The following is a 15069-nucleotide window of genomic DNA, read 5'->3' on the forward strand; positions in this document are numbered from 1 at the left end:
TGGCCTCGTGCGATTCAGAGATCCGCCTTGCGCACACCGGTGGAGTAGCGCTTGTCGAGATACATCAGCACGAAGTTGGAGACCGTGGTGATGACGAGATAGATCGCGCCGGCGAGCAGCGTGAAGAAGAAGAAGCGCAGCGTGCCCTTGCCGGCGTCCTGGCTGGCCTTCACGACATCGGCGAGACCGATGATCGAGACGAGCGCCGTGGACTTCACGAGCACCTGCCAGTTGTTGCCGATACCGGGCAGCGCGAAGCGCATCATCTGCGGGAACATGATGCGCGTGAACACCTGCCAGTTCGTCATGCCGTAGGCGTGGCCCGCTTCGAGCATGCCGCGCGGCACCGCGATGAACGCGCCGCGGAAGGTCTCGGTGAAGTACGCGCCGTAGATGAAGCCGAGCACGACCACGCCCGCGAGGAACGGGTCGATGTCGATCTGATCCCAGCCCAGCATGTCGGTCAGGTTGTTCAGCCAGATCTGGATGCTGTAGAACAGCAGCAGCATCAGCACGAGATCGGGCACGCCGCGAATGAGCGTGGTGTAGAGCGTGCCCGCGCCGTTCGCGACGCGGTTTTTGGAGAGCTTGGCCGCCGCGCCGATCAGCCCGAGCACGAACGAGAGCGCGAGCGACAGCACGGCGAGCTTGACGGTCTGCCAGGTGCCGGCGAGGATCAGCGGGCCGTAGCCTTGAAGAAACATGGGCAAGTCCTTGACGGTGCGTTTCTCACACCGCGAAAGGCGCGGCGTTTGTGTGCCGCGGTTCAAATCCGTTCATGGCCGCGCGGTGTTTTGCGCGGTGTTGCGTACGCGCGCGTGGCCGATGCAATTGCGCTCGTGAGCGCGCCTGTGACTGCGCCTGTGACTGTATACGAAGCCCGGTGGCGGTCTATCGGGGAGCCCCCGGGGCTTTAAGCGTCCTGGCGCGCGGCGCGAGCGGTAATGTCTCGTTGTTTATTTACCTGCGTGTGCTTTCCCGTTCACTTGCCTTTGTAGATATCGAAGTCGAAGTACTGCTTCGCGATCTTGTCGAACGTGCCGTCGGCATGAATCGCGGCCAGCGCCGTGTTGAACTTCGCCTTCAGGTCGGCGTCGTCCTTGCGCAGGCCGATCGCCGTGCCGTCGCCAATCGTCGCCGGGTCTTCCACTTCCGGGCCCGCCCACGCGAAACCCTTGCCGCGCGGCGTTTTCAGGAAACCGAAATCGGCCTGGACTTCGTCTTGCAGCGTCGTGTCGAGGCGGCCGGCGATCAGATCCTGGTAGACCTGATCCTGATTCTGGTACGAGATCACGTTCACGCCCTGCGGCGCCCAGTGCGCCTTCGCGTACGCTTCCTGGGTCGAGCCCTGCTCGACGCCCACGTTCTTGCCCTTAAGCGAGGCAGGCGTCGGCAGCAGCGGCGAGCCCGTGCGCGCGAGCATGCGTGCGGGCGCATCGAACATCTTCGCGGAGTAGTCGATCTGCTGGGCACGCTGCGGCGTCACGGTCAGCGACGACACGATCGCGTCGAACTTGCGGGCCTTGAGCGCCGGGATGATGCCGTCGAGGTCGTTCTCGACCCACACGCACTTCACGTTCATGCGCGCGCACAGGGCTTTCGTGAGGTCGACATCGAAGCCGACGATCTGCCCGTTCGGCGCTTTGGACTCGAACGGCGCATAGCTGGCGTCCACGCCGATGCGCACGGTCTTCCACTCTTTGGCGGCGGCGCTGCCCGCGATCAGGGCCAGCGCCACGCACACTGCAAACTTCTTCATCATTCTCCTGTCGAGCCGCAGCGAGTGCGTGAACACTGACTGCGGTCCCATGCACAGCTGATACGGGCGGCGCGGCGCGGTAAGGGGCGCGCGGCCGAAGCGGGGCGGCTAAGGCTCGTGACCGTTGGCCGCCATTCTAGGCGATCAAAAATGCGGGTCGGAAAGCGCGGACGCACTCCGGCCCCGGCGGCCGCGCGCGTTGGCGCGGCGGCGGTGCCGCCCCGGGCTGTCCGCCCCGGGTCATCGGGCTCGCGCTGGCCGAAAAGCGCGGTATTTTACCCGAAGCCGGAGGGTGTGCCAGTCTGACGGAGGGCAGCGCTGGCAGCGCAGCCCATTGATGTCGCTGGCGAAACGATGCGGTGCGCCGCTGCGGATTGTGCAGGCGGGCCGCCGCCCTTACCTTCGGACATCGACATGATTGACCGGAGATTGCCATGCTGACCATCCGACGCGCAGACGAACGCGGCCACGCCAACCACGGCTGGCTCGATTCGTACCATAGCTTTTCGTTTGCAGACTATTTCGACGAAGCGCATATGCACTACGGTGCGCTGCGGGTGCTCAACGACGACCGCATCGCGGGCGGCCAGGGCTTCGGAGCCCACGGCCACCGCGATATGGAGATCGTGACCTACGTGCTTTCCGGCGCGCTCGCGCATCGCGACAGCATGGGCAACGGCTCGACCATCCGCCCCGGCGACGTGCAGCGCATGAGCGCCGGCACGGGCGTGATGCACAGCGAGTTCAACGGTTCGAAGGAAGAGGAAGCGCACCTGCTGCAGATCTGGCTGCTGCCGCGCGAGCGCGGTGGGGCGCCCGGCTATGAGGAAAAGCGCTTCGACGACGCCGGCAAACGCGGGCGGCTGCGCCTTATCGCTTCCCCCGACGGGCGGGACGGCTCGGTGACGGTGCGCTCGAATGCCTCGATCTATGCGGGACTCGTGGACGGCGAGGAGCGCGTCGAGTATGCGGTGCCCGCGGGGCGGCGCGTTTATCTGCATGTTGCGCGCGGCGCGCTCGATGTGAACGGCCAGCGCCTTGAAGCGGGCGATGCCGCGATGATCGAAGCCGAGGCGGGTGTCGCGCTCGCAAACGGCGCAGCGGCCGAAGTGCTGGTGTTCGATCTCGCCTGAGCGTTGACCGGCAGGGGCGGACAAACTGGCTTATGCGTAAGCGGGCAAATAAGTAAGCGGGAAAAACGCTCGCGCCAAAAAAAAGCGCCGCGGGATGCGAGTCCCGCGGCGCTTTGTCGCACGTTTGCGCATTGGCGCGCCGCCCCCGGGCGGCGCGTGCGCGAGCCGGTTACTGCGGTGCGGCCGGTGCCGAAGCGCCGCCCTTGTGGTGCTGCTCCCAGCGCTGGCGCATCTGGTCGTGGCGCTGTTCCATCTTCGCGAAGCGTTCCTTGATCGCCGTGCTCACGGTCGTCTTCTGCTGGTCGTTCAAGCCGTTATAGAAGGCGAGCCACGCTTGCGTGGTTTGTTCGCGCAGTTGCTGGTTCTGCTGCTCGATCTGCTCGTGCGCCGCGTGCATGGCGTTCAGGTCGAGAATCGGCTGGTTCTTCATCGAATCGAACTGTTGCTTCATCTGTTCATGATTCTTGCGCATGGCCTGGCCGTTCTGCTTCATCGTGTCGAGCGCGGCCTGCCATTGCTTTTCCTGCGCGGCGTTCAGATTCAGCTTGTCGTGCAACTTCTTGAAGCCGAGCATGAAGTCGCCGTGCATGCCGGGACCGTGCTGCATCATGCCGGGACCGCCCGGGGGCGGCGGCATCTGGGCGTTGGCGGCGGTGGCGCCCAGGGTGAGCGCGAGCGAGGCAGCGGCGATAGCGAGAAGGCGCGAAGTCGTCTTGTACATGGTGATGCTCCTGACAAATCCTGAGGGTTTTATCCGGTCTGGCGCGGCGCTTATCGGAAGTGGTGGCGCTCGCAACCGGTGTCCCTAGCGTATCGACCCCGCAGGTGGCGCGTGTTACGCGGCAAGCCGCCGAGATTACGCGACATTACACGCGCCTTTCGCGGTAACACCTCGTAACCCAGGTGGAAGAGCTGTAAGCAAACGGCCGCGCGCGCGCGTTACACTTCATCCCATGGCTACTCAAATCCTTGTCGTCGACGACGACCTCGAACTACGCGACCTCCTGCGCGACTATCTGGCGCGCCAGGGCATGGAAGTCTCGGTGCTGCACGACGCCGGCTCGCTCGAGCGGCGGCTCGAGCGCGAGCGCCCCGATCTGATCGTGCTCGACCTGATGATGCCGGGCGTGGACGGCCTGACCGCGCTGCGCAAGCTGCGCGCGGCCGGCGACGACATCCCCGTCATCATGCTCACGGCGCGCGCGGACGACGTGGACCGCATCGTCGGCCTCGAACTCGGTGCGGACGACTACCTCGGCAAGCCGTTCAATCCGCGCGAGCTGCTCGCGCGCGTGCAGGCGGTGCTGCGCCGCCGCCGTACGGTGCCTTCGGCCGCGGCGCCCGAGCAGCGCGAGCCGTACGCGTTCGGCCGCTTCACGCTCGACTTCCAGTCGCGCACGCTGCAGCAGGAAGGCAAGCCCATCATGCTGTCGGGCAGCGAGTTCGCGCTTCTGAAGATTTTCGTGAACCACCCCATGCGCACGCTCACGCGCGAGCGCCTGCTCGAGCTGCTGCACGGTCCCGAGTACGACGGCACGGACCGCGGCATCGACGTTCAGGTGTGGCGTCTGCGGCGCATTCTCGAAAGCGATCCGTCCACGCCGCGCTTCATCCAGACGGTGCGCGGCCGCGGCTACGTGTTCGTTCCCGACGGAGAGCAGGGCAACCATGCGCCGGCCGGTTGATTCGCTGTTCGGGCGCCTCGCGGTCATCTTCATCGGCGTTCTGCTGGTGTCGCACGTCGCGTGGTTCACGCTCATGCGCGTCGAACACAATCAAATGCAAACGCGCTACGCCGTCGAGGAGGCCACCTTCCTCGTCGACGCGGTGCGCCAGCACGTCGAGCGCGAGCCCGACCAGCCGCTGCCTTCGCGCGTGCAGCTCGTCGACCCGGCAAGCCCGGCTGTGCCGCCACAGACCGATCGGATGCCCGATCCGCTGCGCCGTTTCATCGACGACGTGCGCGAACGCATGCCGCCCGGCACCGACGTGCGCCTCGGGTCGCCGGGCGGGCCGCCCACGCTCTGGGTGCGCGGGCCGCAGGACGCACGCTGGATTGTCTTGCCGGGCCAGCCGTTGCGCGTCATGCGGCCGCTCGACAAGTTTCTGCCGTGGGTCGTCACCATTTTCGCCACCGCCGTGATCGCCGCGCTCGTGGCTGCGTGGATGCTGCAAAAGCCTTTGAGCGCGCTCGCGCAGGCCGTGGGCCGCTTTGGCCGGGGCGAGCCGGTGCCGCCCGTGCCCGAGCGCGGGCCGCGCGAGTTGCGCCAGCTCACGCTCGGCTTTAACCAGATGGTCAAGGAAGTCGAGCGTACGGAAAAAGACCGCGCCGTCATGCTGGCGGGCGTGGCTCACGATCTCAAGACGCCGCTTGCGCGGCTGCGCCTGCGCGCCGAAATGATGGACGAGCAAAAGGTGCGCGACGGCGTCGTGCGCGACGTGGAGTCGATGGCGCACATCGTCGACCAGTTCCTCGTGTTCGCGCACGACGGCGCCGATCGCAGCGAGCCCGTCGAGGTCGACGATCAGTGCGAGCGCATTGTGCGCAACCACCGCACGGCGAACGGCGAAACGATTGCGATCGAAACGCGCCTGCGCGCCGGTCCTGAGTTTCGTCTGCCCGCGGCCACGCTCGAGCGTGTGGTCTCGAACCTGCTCGACAACGCCCATGCGTATGGCGCACCGCCCGTCGTGATCGAAAGCGAGCGCGGGGCAACGGGTTTTTCGCTCACCGTGCGCGACCACGGCAAGGGCATCCCCGACCAGGATCTCACACAGGCGAGCCGGCCGTTCGTGCGGCTCGACCCGGCGCGCGGCGGCAACGGCCACAGCGGTCTGGGACTGGCGATCGTCGAGCGCCTCGTGCGCCGCGCGGGTGGCGAGCTCTCGATCGGCAACGGCGAAAGCGGCGGCCTTGCGGTGCGCATGACGTTTGCGTTCGACGTGGTGGAGCGCACCGTAACCGAAGCGGCGCAGATCTGGTAATTCGCGGTTGATTGGCTGGCGCAAGCCCGCACCGCTCAGGTGGGGCATCGCCGGATGCGCTTGACGCGGGGTCAGGCTGGGTTTGCCTGCGTTTTACGTGGTACGGACCTGACGATCCGTGCGAAGGCGCCGCCTCAGCGACGCCGGGTAATACCGGATGAACCCAGACGCACCCGCTCAGGCCGTGAAAAGCGTGTCGAGCGCGGCGGCGGCGTCGTTGTCCACCGTGTTATAGGTCACGGTGTCCGCTTCGAAGATGTAGTGCGTGGTGTACTTGCCGAGGCGGGCAAGAATTTCTTCCTGAATCAACTCGGGCGTGGTGTCGAGTTTCAGATACCACGCGGTCGATGACAGGCGCGTCTGGAATGCGCCGTACTCGACCATCAACTGGTCGAACGCGAGCGCATCCTGATCGCGGCAGACAATGACCAGATTTCCCTTCATGCATGCCTCCAGATTTGTGCGGAACACCGAAGTGGCGCGGTTTGACTCATGCGCGCCGAACAAACTGGCGCGCACCGTTTATCCGATGATACCGCGCCTCGCCGGTTGAGCCGGGCGAGTCCCGCAGACTGATACGGGCTTGTTTCGTGCGGGTTGTCGCGCCAGTTCGTTGCGCGCTCACCAGGTTGGCGCTGCGGCGCGCGGCGGCACGACGCCCTCGGCCGTCATGGCCTCGCAGCGGTCGCGCCCGGCTGCCTTCGCCATGTAGAGCGCAAGGTCGGCGCGGCTCATCAGACGTTCTGGTTGATCCTGCGTGGCGGCAAGCTCGGTCACGCCGATGCTCACGCTCACGCTCGCTTCCTCGGGCAGGTCCACGCAAATGCGCTTGCCGACCTGCTGGCGCAGGCGGTCGAGCACGGCTTGACCCGTGGCGAGCGAGGTTGCGGGCAACAGGATGCCGAACTCTTCGCCGCCAAGACGCCCGACTGCGTCGTCGGCGCGCAGTTCCGCGCGGCAGGTCTCCACGAAATGCTGGAGCGCGCGGTCGCCGGCCGGATGGCCGAAGCGGTCGTTGATCTGCTTGAAGTAGTCGAGGTCGGCGATCGCCATGCACAGCGGCGTACCCGCGGCATAGGACGCGTCGATCTCGCGGCGTAGCAGGTCGAGGAAGTAGCGCCGCGAGAGCGCGCCGGTCAGCGCGTCGTGGCGCGCCTCGGCGGCGAGCAGTGCGTTCGCGGCCTGCAGTTGCCCGGCGAGATCGCGGCTTGCGTGGTGCAGGCGCCGCTCGCGCACCCACGAAACCGAGATCACCGCCGCGAGCGCTGCCGTGCCCGCGAGCGTGAGGAAAATGAGGAGCCGGTCGCGCTGGTGGTTCGCGATCAGATCGGACCACGCATTGACCGGATCCACGAGATGCGCCGAGAGCCCGGAGTTCAGGCCGCCGCGGTGTTCATAGAGGGCAGGCGAGCGTTGGCCCGGCCATTCGATCATTTGCGCGGCGTCCGCGCGCGGCGTCCACGGCGCCTCGCGCAACGCCGTTTTCGAGGCCGAGCGCAGTTCGAGCGGCGCAAAATGCTCGCGCAAATAGGTGTTCACGCGGTCCACCGCGTTCATTTCCGCGACGTGCGAGCCCGGCAGGGCGTGTCCTTCGAGCGCGCTGTCGTGGGCCATGATGATGACGCCGTTGTTGTCCGCGACGAAGGTGCCTGGGTGCGTGACCCAGTGGCGCAAGCGCGCGATGCTGACCTTCGCGACCACGGCGCCGACCAGCAGGCCGTCGTCGTAGACGGGCGCGGCGACGAAGATGCCGGGTTCGCCGCTTGCCGTGCCCACGCCGTAGGCTTCGGAGAACGCGCCGAGCAGCGTTTCGTTCAGATACGCGCGTGGCCGCATATCCACGCCGACGTAGGAGATTTTCTCGAGCGCGTTGCTCGAGGCGATGCAGATGCCGTTGGCGTTGACGAGCCAGATCGCATCGAGCCCGGAGAAGCCCTGGGCGTCGTGCAGGAAGCGGTCGACGCCGGTGAGCGCCGGCACGCTTTGCAGGTCCTTGCGCCGCGCCAGTTCCGTCGAATCGCTTGACGCGGCATAATGCGCGGCCTCGGTGAGCGCCTGCTGGACGACGCGGGTTTCGGCCATCGTCGCGGGAATGGCGCGCGACATGGCGAGGTCGCTTGCGATCACTTCGGCCATGTTGTCCACAACCGAGCGCATCATCTGGCGCTGCGCGGTGAGCGCTGCTTCGAACTCCTGGCGGACCATGCGGTCCGCGAGCCAGTCGGCTGCCGCCCAGCAGACGAGCGCGACCACCACGACCCCGAGGGGCCCGGCTGCCTGGCGCAAGAGTCTCCTGTTCATCGGCCTTCTGGTTCGTGAGTGGTATTGAGGCGTGGTATCGGTGCCCCGGGGCATCGAAGCGCCATTGACGGAGCCCGTCGATTTTACCCCTCGAACGGGGCCCGCGAACCCGCTCTCGAAGCGGCGGTGCGGTGTTGAGAGGCGGCGCGCGAGGGCGCGGGGACGTGCGCAGATCGCAAACATGCAAGCCGCATGCCGCCAGCACGGCCCTACGTGGCGTTGAGCGGCGGTGAGCGGGCTGGAGGAGGAGTCAGCGCGGTCAGCGAGGCTTCGCGCGCGGGGTTCGCGCTCGGGCTAACGTGTGGCGCGCAAGCGACGCCTACTGGCGCTGGCGGCCTCGAAGTGGCAGGAGCGACGACACGCTATGTCATCAAGGCGTCATCGATGCGTCATCACGATGACGTCCAGAAGCCGCGTGCGCTTCCGTTCTGGAAGCTGGCCAGAAGGCCTGCGAAAGCGCCGCGAAAGCCCGCGTGGTCTGGCTTTCGCGGGGTGCCTGGCGCGGTTGTGAGTGTCATGAAGGTTGTAGTAGTGTCGTGCCGTTTCAGTCGAGGCAAGCCCAGTCGCGAGCCGCCAGCCGCTCCAGCAACGACGGCGTGGGCGGTGCGTACCATCGCGGCATCGTCGCCGTGTCATCAACGCCAACGAAATTCTGTGTCCATGCGCCTTGCCCTTGTCGATCCGCCATCCCTGTTGCAAGTGCCACGCTACTCTGGCGGCACGGACGCCCTGTCGTCCGCTTTCCTGAAACCCGGCGCGGAGGGCGTCTGAATGGAGTTCAGCTTCAACCTGAACCGCACGGCCAACGCCTCGGCGTGGCGCGTGCTGCCGAACCGCTGGGACTTCGTGGCGTTCCCGCTGATGATCGGCCTGATCGCGATGGCGGCCGTGGGCTTTCACGAGACGATGGCGCCCATCGCCACGCTCAAGACCCAGGTCATCTCGCTCGACCCGGCCAACCTGCCCGAGTACGCCATGCGCACCACGCTGCGCATGCTCGCGGCGATGGTCGCCTCGCTCACCTTCACGCTCGTGTACGGCACGCTCGCGGCGAAGAGCCGCCGCGCGGGCCAGGTGCTCGTGCCGATTCTCGACATCCTGCAGTCGGTGCCGGTGCTCGGATACATCTCGTTCACGGTCACGTTTTTCCTCGCGCTCTTTCCCTCGCGCGTGCTCGGCGCCGAACTCGCGGCGATCTTCGCGATCTTCACGAGCCAGGCCTGGAACATGACCTTCAGCTTCTACCAGTCGCTGCGCACGGTGCCGCGCGATCTCGATGAAGTCTCACGCGGCTTTCACCTGACCGCGTGGCAGCGCTTCTGGAAGCTCGAAGTGCCGTTCTCGATGCCGGGCCTCATCTGGAACATGATGATGTCGATGTCGGGCGGCTGGTTCTTCGTGGTGGCCTCCGAAGCGATCACGGTGGGCAACAACACGATCACGCTGCCGGGCATCGGCGCGTATCTGGCCCAGGCGATCGCGGAAAAGAACCTGCACGCGGTGGGCTGGGTGATCCTCACGATGATCGTCGTGATCCTCGCGTACGACCAGTTCCTGTTCCGCCCGCTGGTGGCGTGGGCCGACAAGTTCCGCATGGAGAACACGAGCTCGGGCGATGCGCCGGAGTCGTGGCTGCTCGACCTCATTCGCCGCACGCACCTCATTCATCAACTGCTCGTGCCGCTCGGCTGGCTCTTCGCCAAGGCCGCGCGCATGCCGATCCAGCTGCCGTCGTTTCCGAACGTGACGTTCGCCGCGCCCGTGGCGCGCGGACGCGGCGGCTTGCGCGCTCGCATTGGCGACGCCGTGTGGGCCGTGCTCGTGATCGCGCTGACCGTGTTCGTGGTGTGGCGCGTGGCGGCGTATGTGCGCACGGGCGTGACGCTCGACGACGTGTGGCACGTGGTCGGTCTCGGCTTCATCACGCTCTTTCGCGTGCTGCTGCTGATCGCCATCGCCTCGGTGATCTGGGTGCCGCTCGGCGTGCTGATCGGCTTGCGCCCCGCGCTCGCCGAGAAGGTCCAGCCGCTCGCGCAGTTCCTCGCGGCGTTCCCGGCGAACCTTCTGTTTCCGGTGTTCGTGATCGTGATCGTGCGCTTTCACCTCAATCCTGACATCTGGCTGTCGCCGCTCATCGTGCTCGGCACCCAGTGGTATATCCTGTTCAACGTAGTTGCAGGGGCCAGCGCCTATCCCAACGATTACAAGGAAGCCGCGAAGAACTTCCATATCCGCGGATGGCAATGGTGGCGCCAGGCCATGCTCCCGGGCATTTTCCCGTACTACATCACGGGCGCCATCACGGCCTCGGGCGGCGCGTGGAACGCGAGTATCGTCGCGGAGTTCGTGCAGTGGGGCGACACGAAGGTCGTCGCGCACGGCCTTGGCGCCTACATCGCGCAGACGACGGCGGCCGGCGACTACCCGAAGATCATTCTCGGCATTGCCGTGATGTCGCTCTTCGTCACGCTGTTCAACCGCCTCTTGTGGCGCCCGCTGTACACGTATGCCGAGTCCCGTCTGCGGCTCGACTGATCGACGACTGATCGAACAACGAATGATCGAAGGTAACGCGATGCAAAACCCCAAGACGCTGAGCGCCGCGCACGGCGATGTGCAGACGGCTCCGAATCCGCCGCGCCTCGGCGCAGAAATTCTGAACGTGAAGGACGTGTGCCGGGGCTTCAACAAGTCCCAGGGCGAACTGCTCGTGCTCGACGACGCCAACCTTCAGCTGCGCGAGGGCGAGATCGTCGGGCTGCTAGGGCGCTCGGGCTCGGGCAAGTCCACGTTGCTGCGCATTATCGCGGGCCTGATTTCGCCGACCTCCGGCGACGTCACCTGGCGCGGCAAGCCGCTCGAAGGGCCGGCCGAAGGCGTGGCGATGGTGTTCCAGACTTTCGCGCTGTTCCCGTGGCTCACCGTGCTGCAGAACGTGGAAGCGGGCCTCGAAGCGCAGGGCGTCGGCGCGCGCGAGCGCCGTGAACGGGCGCTGGCGGCCATCGACCTGATCGGTCTGGACGGCTTTGAAAACGCCTACCCGCGTGAGCTTTCGGGCGGCATGCGTCAGCGCGTGGGTTTCGCGCGCGCGCTCGTGGTCGACCCGATGCTGATGCTCATGGACGAGCCGTTCTCCGCGCTCGACGTGCTGACGGCCGAAACGCTGCGTACCGACCTGCTCGACCTGTGGACGCAAGGCCGCTTGCCGATCAAGTCGGTGCTGATCGTCACGCACAACATCGAGGAAGCGGTGTTCATGTGCGACCGCATTCTGGTGCTGTCGTCGAATCCGGGCCGCGTGGTGGCCGAGATCAAGGTGCCGTTCAAGCATCCGCGCAACCGCCTCGACCCGGTGTTCCGCAAGCTTGTGGACGACATCTACGCGAAGATGACCGCGCGTCAGACCGGCGAAACCACGAAGAAGGGGCTCGAACTCGGCAGCTGGCTGCCGCGCGTGTCGACCAACCTGATGGCCGGTCTGATCGAAACGCTCGCGGCCGCGCCGTACCACGGCCGCGCCGACATGCCGGAAATCGCGCGCTCGCTGCATCTGGAAGTGGACGACCTGTTCCCGATCGCGGAAGTGCTGCAGAACCTCGGTTTCGCCGACGTGCGCGAAGGCGACGTGCTGCTCACGCCACCCGCGCGCGTGTTCGCGGAATTCGGCACGCAGGAGCGCAAGATGATGTTCGCCGAGCATCTGTTGCGGCATGTGCCGCTCGCGGCGCGCATCAAGAAGGTGCTCAACGAACGCCCGGGCCATCGCGCGCCGCGCGTGCGTTTCGAGCAGGAGCTGGAGGACTTTCTCTCCGACGGCGCGGCGGAAGAGACGCTCGACACCGTGATCGACTGGGGCCGCTATGGCGAGATCTTCTCGTACAACGACCAGTCGGAAATCTTCAGTCTCGAAGACGTGGAGTCCTGAGCGCTGCGCAGGTCGCGAGCATAAAAAAACGGTCGCAAGGCGAGTTAGCCCTGCGACCGTTTTTCGTTTGCGGATAAAAACGGCTATTGCAGCGTGCCCCAGCGCTCCACCGCAGGTTCGGCCGTGGCCCACTTCCAGCCCGACTGGTCCTGACACGCGCTCGCGGTGAACCACTGCTCGGGCGAGTCGCCCTTGTCGCCGTCCTGCACCGAGAACACGAAGTCCTTGCAGAGCGTGAGCGCGTTGGAGAACGCGCGCGTCACGCGCACCTGGCCGTGGCCGTTCTCCACGGGCAGCTGGTGCTTGATGCGCCAGAGGTCCATGCCGCCCACGGGCAGGCGGCCGGCGGTTTCGGCGATCAATTCCTGCTGGTCTGCGTGCATGCTCTTCATGAAGCGGCCGACGGCTTCGTCGGTGGCCGCTTGCACGGCGATGCCCACGCCGATGCCCACGGCGGGATTCGCCGTGACGATGCCAGTGGCCGCTGCCGCTGCGGCGCCGCTCGCTGCGCCAATCGACGAGCAGCCGCTCGAGCCGAGTGCGATGCCCGCGCAGAGCGTGGCCAGCGCGATGAGCTTCACGGGGCGAGACGTCGGCGAATCCGTTTCCACGTGGCGTACGCGACGCGCGCGCGCGTTCATGCCGTTCATTGCAGCGCACCCCAGCGGGCGGTGGCGGGTTCGGCCGAGGCCCACTTCCAGTTGTCGCCGTCGCGGCACACCGAAGCGACGAAGAAGGCGCTCGAAGCAGCCTTGTCCTTCGTGGCCTCGTGGTCGACGGAGAAGACGATTTCCTTGCAATCGAGCGCGCCGCTGCTGATCGTGCGGCTCACCGTGACGCGGCCATGCTCGTCGTCCTCGATCGGGAACGAGTGCACGATCGACCAGGGCGCGACCGCGCCGACGTCGAGCGGGCCCGCGGCCTTCGCAATGCTGTTCTGGGTGTTGGTGTGGACGACGCGCTCGGAGTACTGCACGCCGGCCTTCGCCGCGGCCACGGCGCCCAGGCCGATGCCAGTCGCGACGGCGGCGTTGCTCGTTACTTTCGAGGCGACCGCGGCGCCGGCAATGCCTGCGCCCGTTTGCGCGCCTTCGGAGTAGAGCGAACTGCAGGCCGAGCATGCGAGGCTCGCCACCGTGGCGAGCAGCGTGAGCGACATGACGCGTCGCCAGGGGGCGCGGGAGAGCGGGGGCACACCGGCAATCGTTCCCGCGACTGCCGCTGACATGGACGGCGCAACGCGCGCCCGGGCACTTCGTTCTTGCATGATGATTCCCTGCCGCTTGCCGGATAGCGTCACGTTGCGTGCACATCCAGCATGTTTTGCTTACTTAACGTGCTGCGGATTGTGCAACAGGCGATTGTTAACCGGGATAGGTAAAGTGCAAGAAATTGCAAAAGGGCGTGCGCGGCAGACCGATCTTTGATCGGCCTGCCGCTCGGCTTGAGCCCCGGCGCGCAACGATCGTGCCGCGAGAGCGGCGCAACGCGCGAGGCGTGGGGAAGGGCAATCAGGCTTCGTTCGTGTCCGGGTCGGCGCCCGCTTCGGCTTCGCCGTCGTCGGCGCCGTAGCTGCCTAGCCGGTTGTAGAGCGTCTTGAGGCTCACGCCGAGCGTGCGTGCCGCGAGACGTTTATCGCCGCCGCAATATTTGAGCGTGCCGAGAATGATCTGCTTTTGCGCATCGGCGAGCGGCGTGCCGATCCATACGCTCATCGCATCGCCCTGGGTGACGGGCTTCTTCACGCGCGGCACCAGTTGGGGGTGCGCGATCTCAACAACCTTTTCCGCAAGGATAAACGCGCGGTACACGGCGTTCTTCAGTTCGCGCACGTTGCCGGGCCACGACCAGTTGCGCACTGTCTCGAGCGCCCGCTTGCTGAAGGTCTTTTGCGTGCCTTCCTGGTCGTTCAGTTCGGTGAGGAAATGCTGCGCGAGCAGTTCGCGGTCGCGCTCGCGTTCGCGCAGCGGCGGGGCGCGCAAGGGAAACACCGCGAGCCTGTACATCAGGTCTTCGCGCAGGCAGTTTTCCTTCACGGCTGTGATTGGGTCGCGGTTGGTGGCGGCGATGATGCGCACGTCGCCGCGAATCGCTTCGTTGCCGCCCACCGGAAAGTACTCGCCGGTTTCGAGCGCGCGCAGCAGCTTCACCTGGTGCAGCAGCGACATTTCGGTGATTTCGTCGAGGAACAGCGTGCCGCCGCGCGCGTGTTCGAAGTGACCGTCGCGCGCTTGCACGGCGCCCGTGAAGCTGCCTTTTTCGTGGCCGAACAGTTCGGCCTCGATCAGTTCGTCGGGAATCGCACCGCAGTTGACCGCGATGAACGGGCCGTCGCGGCGTTCGCTGTTCGCGTGGATCGTGCGGGCGATCAGTTCCTTGCCCGTGCCCGATTCGCCGACGATGAGCGCCGTGGCCTCGGTCACGGCCACGCGTTCGATCTGCGCGTAAAGTTCCAGCATGACCGCCGACGAGCCGTACAGCAGACCGTACGACTGCAGTCCCGCGACGCGCGTGTCGGCGTCCGGTCCGGTGTTTCCTGGGTTTGCGCGGGTTCCACTGGTTCGTTTCGTGGCGGCGGGCGAGCCCGGCTCGATTGACGCCATAGGGATGTTCGTCCTGCAAATGTAGTGCGGGGCGTTCGCTTCTGCGCGCATCTGCATGCTTTTGCGCGCATCGGGAACAGGCCCTGCGATCCGGGGCTGGCCGTCCAGGACAGGTGCGGAACTTGCCGCTCCGACGGCCGCGAGGTTTGCATCTCCGAGATTGGCTCGGGGGTTGCCCGGCTTTTGCTCGGCTTTTGCTCGTTAACGCGTAAACATTTAACCACTGCCGCGCCTGACAGGGCAATGGACCTGCCCAGGCATCAGCGAGCGAGGCGTGGCACGCATCCTGCTGCGGAACTTGCACAAGTGCGCGTCGTCTGCGTTGTAGGGGCGGCGCATTGGCCGCGCCCCCGGCGATGCCGC

The 15069-nt window shown here is 66.2% G+C and carries 13 protein-coding genes; 5 read left to right on the plus strand and 8 right to left on the minus strand.

Annotated elements, in window-relative coordinates:
• Positions 1 to 14: 14 nt before the first annotated feature.
• Positions 15 to 704 carry a histidine ABC transporter permease HisQ gene (locus tag U5A65_RS24480; RefSeq protein WP_321912676.1) on the minus strand — a complete coding sequence of 230 codons (690 nt, stop codon included), beginning with the start codon at positions 702 to 704 and terminating at the stop codon, positions 15 to 17.
• Positions 705 to 982: 278 nt separating this feature from the next.
• Positions 983 to 1759 carry an ABC transporter substrate-binding protein gene (locus tag U5A65_RS24485; RefSeq protein ID WP_321947989.1) on the minus strand — a complete coding sequence of 259 codons (777 nt, stop codon included), beginning with the start codon at positions 1757 to 1759 and terminating at the stop codon, positions 983 to 985.
• 434 nt (positions 1760 to 2193) lie between these two features.
• On the opposite strand from U5A65_RS24485, the gene U5A65_RS24490 reads away from it, so the two are divergent.
• Entirely contained in the window at positions 2194 to 2892 is a 699-nt protein-coding gene (locus U5A65_RS24490; protein WP_321947896.1) for a pirin family protein, read from the plus strand.
• A gap of 169 nt (positions 2893 to 3061) precedes the next feature.
• On the opposite strand, the gene U5A65_RS24495 is transcribed toward U5A65_RS24490, so the two are convergent.
• Complete coding sequence (locus U5A65_RS24495; protein WP_321912670.1) at positions 3062 to 3613, minus strand: Spy/CpxP family protein refolding chaperone; 552 nt, start codon at positions 3611 to 3613, stop codon at positions 3062 to 3064.
• Between the two features lie 232 nt (positions 3614 to 3845).
• On the opposite strand from U5A65_RS24495, the gene U5A65_RS24500 reads away from it, so the two are divergent.
• Entirely contained in the window at positions 3846 to 4577 is a 732-nt protein-coding gene (locus U5A65_RS24500; protein WP_028207713.1) for a response regulator, read from the plus strand.
• Positions 4561 to 5877 (plus strand): ATP-binding protein, encoded by a 1317-nt coding sequence (locus U5A65_RS24505; RefSeq protein WP_321936487.1) that lies wholly within the window; start codon positions 4561 to 4563, stop codon positions 5875 to 5877. Before U5A65_RS24500 ends, U5A65_RS24505 begins: the two co-directional genes overlap by 17 nt.
• A 177-nt stretch (positions 5878 to 6054) precedes the next feature.
• On the opposite strand, the gene U5A65_RS24510 is transcribed toward U5A65_RS24505, so the two are convergent.
• Both U5A65_RS24510 and U5A65_RS24515 read right to left on the minus strand, forming a co-directional pair.
• Positions 6055 to 6321, minus strand: a complete 267-nt coding sequence (locus U5A65_RS24510) for a hypothetical protein (RefSeq protein ID WP_158757279.1) — start codon at positions 6319 to 6321, stop codon at positions 6055 to 6057.
• 177 nt (positions 6322 to 6498) lie between these two features.
• Positions 6499 to 8178 (minus strand): diguanylate cyclase, encoded by a 1680-nt coding sequence (locus U5A65_RS24515; RefSeq protein ID WP_321912664.1) that lies wholly within the window; start codon positions 8176 to 8178, stop codon positions 6499 to 6501.
• A 771-nt stretch (positions 8179 to 8949) separates the two neighbouring features.
• On the opposite strand from U5A65_RS24515, the gene U5A65_RS24520 reads away from it, so the two are divergent.
• Both U5A65_RS24520 and U5A65_RS24525 read left to right on the plus strand, forming a co-directional pair.
• The gene (locus U5A65_RS24520) at positions 8950 to 10713 is read left to right on the plus strand and encodes an ABC transporter permease subunit (protein WP_321947898.1); all 1764 of its coding nucleotides are present in this window, start codon (positions 8950 to 8952) and stop codon (positions 10711 to 10713) included.
• Between the two features lie 40 nt (positions 10714 to 10753).
• Positions 10754 to 12103, plus strand: a complete 1350-nt coding sequence (locus tag U5A65_RS24525; protein WP_321914778.1) for a nitrate/sulfonate/bicarbonate ABC transporter ATP-binding protein — start codon at positions 10754 to 10756, stop codon at positions 12101 to 12103.
• 83 nt (positions 12104 to 12186) lie between these two features.
• Here the strand turns inward: U5A65_RS24525 and U5A65_RS24530 are convergent, their stop codons facing one another.
• The 3 genes from U5A65_RS24530 to U5A65_RS24540 all read right to left on the minus strand — a co-directional run bounded on the left by U5A65_RS24530 (position 12187) and on the right by U5A65_RS24540 (position 14706).
• On the minus strand, positions 12187 to 12744 hold the full coding sequence (locus U5A65_RS24530; RefSeq protein WP_321914777.1) for a hypothetical protein: 558 nt from the start codon (positions 12742 to 12744) through the stop codon (positions 12187 to 12189).
• Between the two features lie 5 nt (positions 12745 to 12749).
• Positions 12750 to 13262: a hypothetical protein gene (locus U5A65_RS24535; protein WP_321914768.1), complete on the minus strand. Its 513-nt coding sequence runs from the start codon at positions 13260 to 13262 to the stop codon at positions 12750 to 12752.
• Positions 13263 to 13614: 352 nt separating this feature from the next.
• Positions 13615 to 14706 (minus strand): sigma-54 dependent transcriptional regulator, encoded by a 1092-nt coding sequence (locus U5A65_RS24540; protein ID WP_321914767.1) that lies wholly within the window; start codon positions 14704 to 14706, stop codon positions 13615 to 13617.
• Between the last annotated feature and the right edge of the window lie 363 nt (positions 14707 to 15069).

The sequence above is a fragment of the Paraburkholderia sp. J10-1 genome (assembly GCF_905220165.1).
Lineage (GTDB): Bacteria > Pseudomonadota > Gammaproteobacteria > Burkholderiales > Burkholderiaceae > Paraburkholderia.

Excerpts from the sequence above, each read along its gene's own strand:
- U5A65_RS24530 (WP_321914777.1), bottom strand. The coding sequence starts at position 12,744 with ATGAACGCGCGCGCGCGTCGCGTACGCCACGTGGAAACGGATTCGCCG.
- U5A65_RS24500 (WP_028207713.1), top strand. The coding sequence starts at position 3,846 with ATGGCTACTCAAATCCTTGTCGTCGACGACGACCTCGAACTACGCGAC.
- U5A65_RS24510 (WP_158757279.1), bottom strand. The coding sequence starts at position 6,321 with ATGAAGGGAAATCTGGTCATTGTCTGCCGCGATCAGGATGCGCTCGCG.
- U5A65_RS24515 (WP_321912664.1), bottom strand. The coding sequence starts at position 8,178 with ATGAACAGGAGACTCTTGCGCCAGGCAGCCGGGCCCCTCGGGGTCGTG.
- U5A65_RS24480 (WP_321912676.1), bottom strand. The coding sequence starts at position 704 with ATGTTTCTTCAAGGCTACGGCCCGCTGATCCTCGCCGGCACCTGGCAG.
- U5A65_RS24520 (WP_321947898.1), top strand. The coding sequence starts at position 8,950 with ATGGAGTTCAGCTTCAACCTGAACCGCACGGCCAACGCCTCGGCGTGG.
- U5A65_RS24485 (WP_321947989.1), bottom strand. The coding sequence starts at position 1,759 with ATGAAGAAGTTTGCAGTGTGCGTGGCGCTGGCCCTGATCGCGGGCAGC.
- U5A65_RS24505 (WP_321936487.1), top strand. The coding sequence starts at position 4,561 with ATGCGCCGGCCGGTTGATTCGCTGTTCGGGCGCCTCGCGGTCATCTTC.
- U5A65_RS24535 (WP_321914768.1), bottom strand. The coding sequence starts at position 13,262 with ATGTCGCTCACGCTGCTCGCCACGGTGGCGAGCCTCGCATGCTCGGCC.
- U5A65_RS24495 (WP_321912670.1), bottom strand. The coding sequence starts at position 3,613 with ATGTACAAGACGACTTCGCGCCTTCTCGCTATCGCCGCTGCCTCGCTC.
- U5A65_RS24540 (WP_321914767.1), bottom strand. The coding sequence starts at position 14,706 with ATGGCGTCAATCGAGCCGGGCTCGCCCGCCGCCACGAAACGAACCAGT.
- U5A65_RS24525 (WP_321914778.1), top strand. The coding sequence starts at position 10,754 with ATGCAAAACCCCAAGACGCTGAGCGCCGCGCACGGCGATGTGCAGACG.
- U5A65_RS24490 (WP_321947896.1), top strand. The coding sequence starts at position 2,194 with ATGCTGACCATCCGACGCGCAGACGAACGCGGCCACGCCAACCACGGC.